This is a genomic window from Streptomyces sp. 13-12-16, assembly GCF_002114215.1.
Lineage (GTDB): Bacteria > Actinomycetota > Actinomycetes > Streptomycetales > Streptomycetaceae > Streptomyces.
Genome location: NZ_NCTE01000383.1, coordinates 1 through 5811, shown reverse-complemented (window position 1 = coordinate 5811; position 5811 = coordinate 1). Strand labels below are relative to the sequence as shown.

4 protein-coding genes and 3 pseudogenes are annotated in these 5811 nt (G+C 69.8%); 5 read left to right on the top strand and 2 right to left on the bottom strand.

The window, feature by feature from the left end; genetic code table 11:
- A pseudogene (locus B7767_RS49310) lies at window positions 1-274 on the top strand (hypothetical protein); the annotation flags it as partial.
- Window positions 275-297: 23 nt separating this feature from the next.
- Here B7767_RS49310 and B7767_RS49305 read toward each other — a convergent pair.
- Window positions 298-378: pseudogene (locus tag B7767_RS49305) on the bottom strand (hypothetical protein); the annotation flags it as partial.
- A 372-nt stretch (window positions 379-750) separates the two neighbouring features.
- Window positions 751-1050, bottom strand: a complete 300-nt coding sequence (locus B7767_RS15945; RefSeq protein ID WP_085572769.1) for a DUF397 domain-containing protein — start codon at window positions 1048-1050, stop codon at window positions 751-753.
- Window positions 1051-1319: 269 nt separating this feature from the next.
- On the opposite strand from B7767_RS15945, the gene rpsO reads away from it, so the two are divergent.
- The 4 genes and pseudogenes from rpsO to B7767_RS15925 form a co-directional block, all read left to right on the top strand.
- Complete coding sequence (gene rpsO, locus B7767_RS15940) at window positions 1320-1607, top strand: 30S ribosomal protein S15 (RefSeq protein ID WP_004924725.1); 288 nt, start codon at window positions 1320-1322, stop codon at window positions 1605-1607.
- A gap of 291 nt (window positions 1608-1898) precedes the next feature.
- Window positions 1899-4124 (top strand): polyribonucleotide nucleotidyltransferase, encoded by a 2226-nt coding sequence (locus B7767_RS15935; protein ID WP_085572768.1) that lies wholly within the window; start codon window positions 1899-1901, stop codon window positions 4122-4124.
- Window positions 4121-5500, top strand: a complete 1380-nt coding sequence (locus B7767_RS15930) for a pitrilysin family protein (protein ID WP_085572767.1) — start codon at window positions 4121-4123, stop codon at window positions 5498-5500. The genes B7767_RS15935 and B7767_RS15930 overlap by 4 nt, the downstream gene beginning before the upstream one ends.
- A 26-nt stretch (window positions 5501-5526) precedes the next feature.
- Window positions 5527-5811: pseudogene (locus B7767_RS15925) on the top strand (4-hydroxy-tetrahydrodipicolinate reductase); the annotation flags it as partial.

Sequence of the window (5811 nt, the reverse complement as noted above, 5' to 3'; positions counted from 1 at the left end):
GGGGGGCGTGAACGGGGCGCCCGGTGCAGGCACGGGCGGAGTGAAGGGCGCCCCCGGCGCGGGCGCGGGCGGCTGCGCCGGAAGGGACGACGGTCCCGCGGCCCCCACCGCGTGCGGCGGCGGAGTCAGCCCCGGCAGCGGCGGAACGGGCCCATTGGGGGAAGGAGCAGAAGGAGCCGAAGCGGGCGAGGGCCCGGAGGACGACGAAGCGGACGACGCCCCCGACTCCGAACTCCCCGAAGCGTTCTGCGTGTACCAGGCCGGCGGCGCGTAGTCGATGGTGAACTCGCCCGTCGTCTCGATGGCGGACTCCGCGTCGGGCTGGCCATCGCCGGGTGTCGCCCAGCCCCCGCGCGTCCCGTCCCGATCGCTGCTCACAGTTCCTCCTGGTGTGGTCGAGCACCCTCGTGCGTGCTGGGGGCGACCATGTGCCCTCCCCGTAGGACGCCGGGGCCCGGTTCACGGGTTCTGGCGTCGCGCCGGGTACCAGCCTAATCACCAGTAGCCCCACCCCGTCAGCCCCGCCCGCCCCTCGGCACGGGTTGTTCCGCCCCACGTGCCGCGGCCAAAGGCCGTACAAATTTCGCTACTTATGTGGGCGAACTCGCTCAACACTCATGCAACGGTCAACAGGCGGCCCATTTGATCCATCACATGCGTGACACCACCAACCCGCCCCGGGCGTACGCTCGTTGACGCGCACGGCAACGGGCGGCACGCACGCGTACCGCCCGTCGTCCTGTCTCCGCATCACTCGGAGGCCGCGGTGGACCCTCCGTCGCCCGGCGTCGACTCCAGGTCGAACTCGCCGTCCCGCGCCCCCAGTACGAAGGCCCGCCACTCCGCCTCCGTGTACCGCAGCACCGTGTCCGGGTCGAGCGAGGACCGCATGGCCACGGCACCGCCGGGCAGGTACGCGATCTCGACCCGCTCCTCGTGCTCCTCGGTGCCCGGCGCGCTGTGCCACTCGACACCGGAGATGTCGAGGGCGTAGAGCTCGTCCCTCTCCCGCTCCTTGCGTGCCTTGATCTCCTCAGCCGTCTCCGCCATGCCGCAGCGACCCCTTCCCGACGTGCGAACCGATCCGAGCGCTCACCCTAGTGGCCTGCGGCGTCCGGCCCGGCCGGTTCGGCGGACCGGGGGAAAGACCCCCGCTACAGCCTGGTACGCTGAGTGACGGCCGTTTGTGTACGCACCCCCGGAGCGGGCTCGCTCCGGAGGCCGCGCCCAGCGGATCCCCGCCTTCCGAGTCATGGAAGACCCCCCGAGAAGAAGACCGGGGGCGCTCGGTGGCCACTCACAGACTATGAGGAGTACGCGTGTCGCTCGACGCCGCAGTGAAGAAGCAGATCATCTCCGAGTTCGGTACCAAGGAGGGTGACACCGGCTCCCCCGAGGTCCAGGTCGCTCTGCTCTCCCGTCGGATCTCCGACCTGACGGAGCACCTCAAGACCCACAAGCACGACCACCACTCCCGCCGTGGTCTGCTCATCCTGGTCGGTCAGCGCCGCCGGCTGCTGCAGTACCTCGCCAAGAAGGACATCCAGCGCTTCCGTGCGCTGGTCGACCGCCTCGGCATCCGCCGCGGTGCGGCGGGCGCCAAGTAAGACGCCGTGAAGGGAGCGGTTCCCGAGGAAAGGGGACCGCTCCCTTTGCTGTACGTGCGGACTGTCACCGCACCTTTGTAGTGTGGTAGCACAACGCAATAGGTACGAACGACGCACGAGGAGAAGCGCACCTCGCCGCCGCCGGTCCTCGGTAGTGGCCCCCGGGAGAGTGATCCCCGGGAGCTTCGATCGAAGACCGGCCCGCACCAGTGGAGCGCTTCTCCACCCCCGTCCCCCCGCCACACGGGCGAGGCGGGACGTAAAGACGACAAAGTAACGGAGAAAACGCTAGTGGAGAACGAGACCCACTACGCCGAGGCCGTCATCGACAACGGTTCCTTCGGCACCCGCACCATCCGCTTCGAGACGGGCCGCCTGGCCCGCCAGGCCGCCGGCTCCGCCGTGGCCTACCTGGACGACGACACCATGGTGCTGTCGGCCACCACCGCCTCCAAGAACCCCAAGGACCAGCTCGACTTCTTCCCCCTCACGGTGGACGTCGAGGAGCGGATGTACGCCGCGGGCCGCATCCCCGGGTCCTTCTTCCGCCGCGAGGGCCGGCCCTCCGAGGACGCCATCCTCACCTGCCGCCTCATCGACCGCCCGCTGCGCCCGTCCTTCAAGAAGGGCCTGCGCAACGAGATCCAGGTCGTCGCCACGATCATGGCGCTCAACCCCGACCACCTGTACGACGTCGTGGCGATCAACGCCGCCTCCGCGTCCACGCAGCTGGCCGGTCTGCCCTTCTCCGGCCCGATCGGCGGCGTCCGCGTCGCGCTGATCAACGGCCAGTGGGTGGCGTTCCCGACGCACTCCGAGCTCGAGGACGCCGTCTTCGACATGGTCGTCGCGGGCCGCACCCTGGAGGACGGCGACGTCGCGATCATGATGGTCGAGGCCGAGGCCACCGAGAAGACCATCAAGCTGGTCGAGGGCGGCGCCGAGGCGCCGACCGAGGAGGTCGTCGCCGCCGGTCTGGAGGCCGCGAAGCCCTTCATCAAGGTGCTCTGCCGGGCCCAGGCCGACCTCGCCGCCAAGGCCGCCAAGCCGACCGGCGAGTTCCCGATCTTCCTGGACTACCAGGACGACGTCCTCGAGGCGCTCACCGGTGCCGTCAAGCCGGAGCTCGCCTCCGCGCTGACCATCGCCGGCAAGCAGGAGCGCGAGGCCGAGCTGGACCGCGTCAAGGCGCTCGCCGCCGAGAAGCTCCTGCCGGAGTTCGAGGGCCGCGAGAAGGAGATCTCCGCCGCGTACCGCTCGCTGACCAAGTCCCTGGTCCGTGAGCGCGTCATCAAGGAGAAGAAGCGCATCGACGGCCGCGGTGTCACCGACATCCGCACCCTGGCCGCCGAGGTCGAGGCCATCCCGCGCGTGCACGGCTCGGCGCTGTTCGAGCGTGGCGAGACCCAGATCCTGGGCGTCACCACCCTCAACATGCTCCGCATGGAGCAGCAGCTGGACACCCTCTCCCCGGTGACCCGCAAGCGCTACATGCACAACTACAACTTCCCGCCGTACTCCACCGGCGAGACCGGCCGCGTCGGCTCCCCGAAGCGCCGCGAGATCGGCCACGGCGCCCTCGCCGAGCGCGCGCTCGTGCCGGTGCTGCCGACGCGCGAGGAGTTCCCCTACGCGATCCGCCAGGTGTCCGAGGCCCTCGGCTCCAACGGCTCGACGTCCATGGGCTCCGTGTGCGCCTCCACCATGTCGCTGCTGAACGCCGGTGTGCCGCTGAAGGCCCCGGTCGCCGGTATCGCCATGGGTCTGATCTCCCAGGAGATCGAGGGCGAGACGCACTACGTCACCCTCACCGACATCCTCGGTGCGGAGGACGCCTTCGGCGACATGGACTTCAAGGTCGCCGGCACCAAGGAGTTCGTGACCGCCCTCCAGCTCGACACCAAGCTGGACGGCATTCCGGCCTCCGTCCTGGCCGCCGCCCTCAAGCAGGCCCGTGACGCCCGCCTCCACATCCTCGACGTGATGATGGAAGCGATCGACACGCCGGACGAGATGTCCCCGAACGCGCCGCGGATCATCACCGTGAAGATCCCGGTCGACAAGATCGGCGAGGTCATCGGCCCCAAGGGCAAGATGATCAACCAGATCCAGGAGGACACCGGCGCCGAGATCACCATCGAGGACGACGGCACCATCTACATCGGCGCCGCCGACGGCCCCTCCGCCGAGGCCGCCCGTACGACCATCAACGGCATCGCCAACCCGACGATGCCCGAGGTCGGCGAGCGCTACCTGGGCACGGTCGTGAAGACGACGACGTTCGGCGCCTTCGTCTCCCTGCTCCCCGGCAAGGACGGCCTGCTGCACATCTCGCAGATCCGCAAGCTGGCCGGCGGCAAGCGCGTGGAGAACGTCGAGGACGTCCTCGGCGTGGGCCAGAAGGTCCAGGTCGAGATCGCCGAGATCGACTCCCGCGGCAAGCTCTCCCTGATCCCCGTGATCGAGGGTGAAGAGGGCGCCTCCGACAACGACAAGAAGGACGACGCCGACCAGTGACGTCCCGTAGCGCCAAGACGACGGCCCGCACCTCCTCGGAGGCGCGGGCCGTCGCCCGTACCCAAACCCTGATCAAGGGCGAGAACGGCATCGGTACGGTCCGCAGGACCACCCTCCCCGGCGGCCTGCGCATCGTCACCGAGACGCTGCCCTCGGTCCGCTCGGCGACCTTCGGCATCTGGGCCCACGTCGGCTCCCGCGACGAGACCCCGGCCCTGAACGGCGCCACCCACTACCTGGAGCACCTGCTCTTCAAGGGCACCTCCCGCCGGTCCGCCCTGGACATCTCCTCCGCCATCGACGCCGTCGGCGGCGAGATGAACGCGTTCACGGCCAAGGAGTACACGTGCTACTACGCGCGCGTGCTCGACACCGACCTGCCGCTCGCCATCGACGTGGTGTGCGACATGCTGACCGGCTCGCTGATCCAGGAGGAGGACGTCGACGTCGAACGCGGCGCCATCCTCGAAGAGATCGCGATGACCGAGGACGACCCGGGCGACTGCGTGCACGACCTGTTCGCGCACACCATGTTCGGCGACAACCCCCTCGGCCGCCCCGTCCTCGGCACGGTCGACACGGTCAACGCCCTCACCGCCGACCGCATCCGCCGCTTCTACAAGAAGCACTACGACCCGACCCACCTCGTGGTCGCCTGCGCCGGCAACATCGACCACAACAAGGTCGTACGCCAGGTCCGCGCCGCCTTCGAGAAGGCCGGCGCCCTCAAGAACGCCGCCGCCGAACCGATCGCCCCGCGCGGCGGCTCGCGCGCGCTGCGCACCGCCGGCCGGGTCGAGCTCATCGGCCGCAAGACGGAACAGGCGCACATCGTCCTCGGCATGCCGGGCCTGTCCCGCACCGACGAGCGGCGCTGGGCCCTGGGCGTGCTGAACACCGCCCTCGGCGGCGGCATGTCGTCCCGCCTCTTCCAGGAGGTCAGGGAGAAGCGCGGACTGGCCTACAGCGTGTACTCGTACACCTCCGGCTTCGCCGACTGCGGCCTGTTCGGCGTGTACGCGGGCTGCAGGCCCTCCCAGGTGCACGACGTGCTGAAGATCTGCCGCGACGAACTCGACCACGTCGCCGAACACGGACTCCCCGACGACGAGATCGAGCGCGCCGTCGGCCAGCTCAGGGGCTCCACCGTCCTCGGCCTCGAGGACACCGGCGCGCTGATGAACCGTATCGGCAAGAGCGAACTGTGCTGGGGCGAGCAGATGTCGGTCGACGACATGCTGGCCCGGATAGCCTCGGTGACCCCGGACGACGTCCGCTCGGTCGCCCGCGACGTCCTGGGACGGCGACCCTCCCTGTCGGTCATCGGCCCGCTCAAGGACAAGCAGGCGTCCCGCCTGCACGACGCCGTCGCCTGACCCATCCCGGTAAGGAAACAAGGAACATGAGCAAGCTGCGCGTGGCGGTCCTCGGTGCGAAGGGCCGGATCGGTTCCGAGGCGGTACGGGCCATCGAGGCCGCCGACGACATGGAGCTGGTGGCCGCCCTCGGCCGGGACGACAAGCTGGAGACCCTGGCCGAGAACGGCGCCCAGGTCGCCGTGGAGCTGACCACCCCCGCCTCGGTCATGGGCAACCTCGACTTCTGCGTGCGCCACGGCATCCACGCCGTCGTCGGCACCACCGGCTGGACCGACGACCGCCTCGCGCAGCTGAGGGGCTGGCTCGAC

Excerpts from the sequence above, each read along its gene's own strand:
- B7767_RS15945 (WP_085572769.1), bottom strand. The coding sequence starts at position 1,050 with ATGGCGGAGACGGCTGAGGAGATCAAGGCACGCAAGGAGCGGGAGAGG.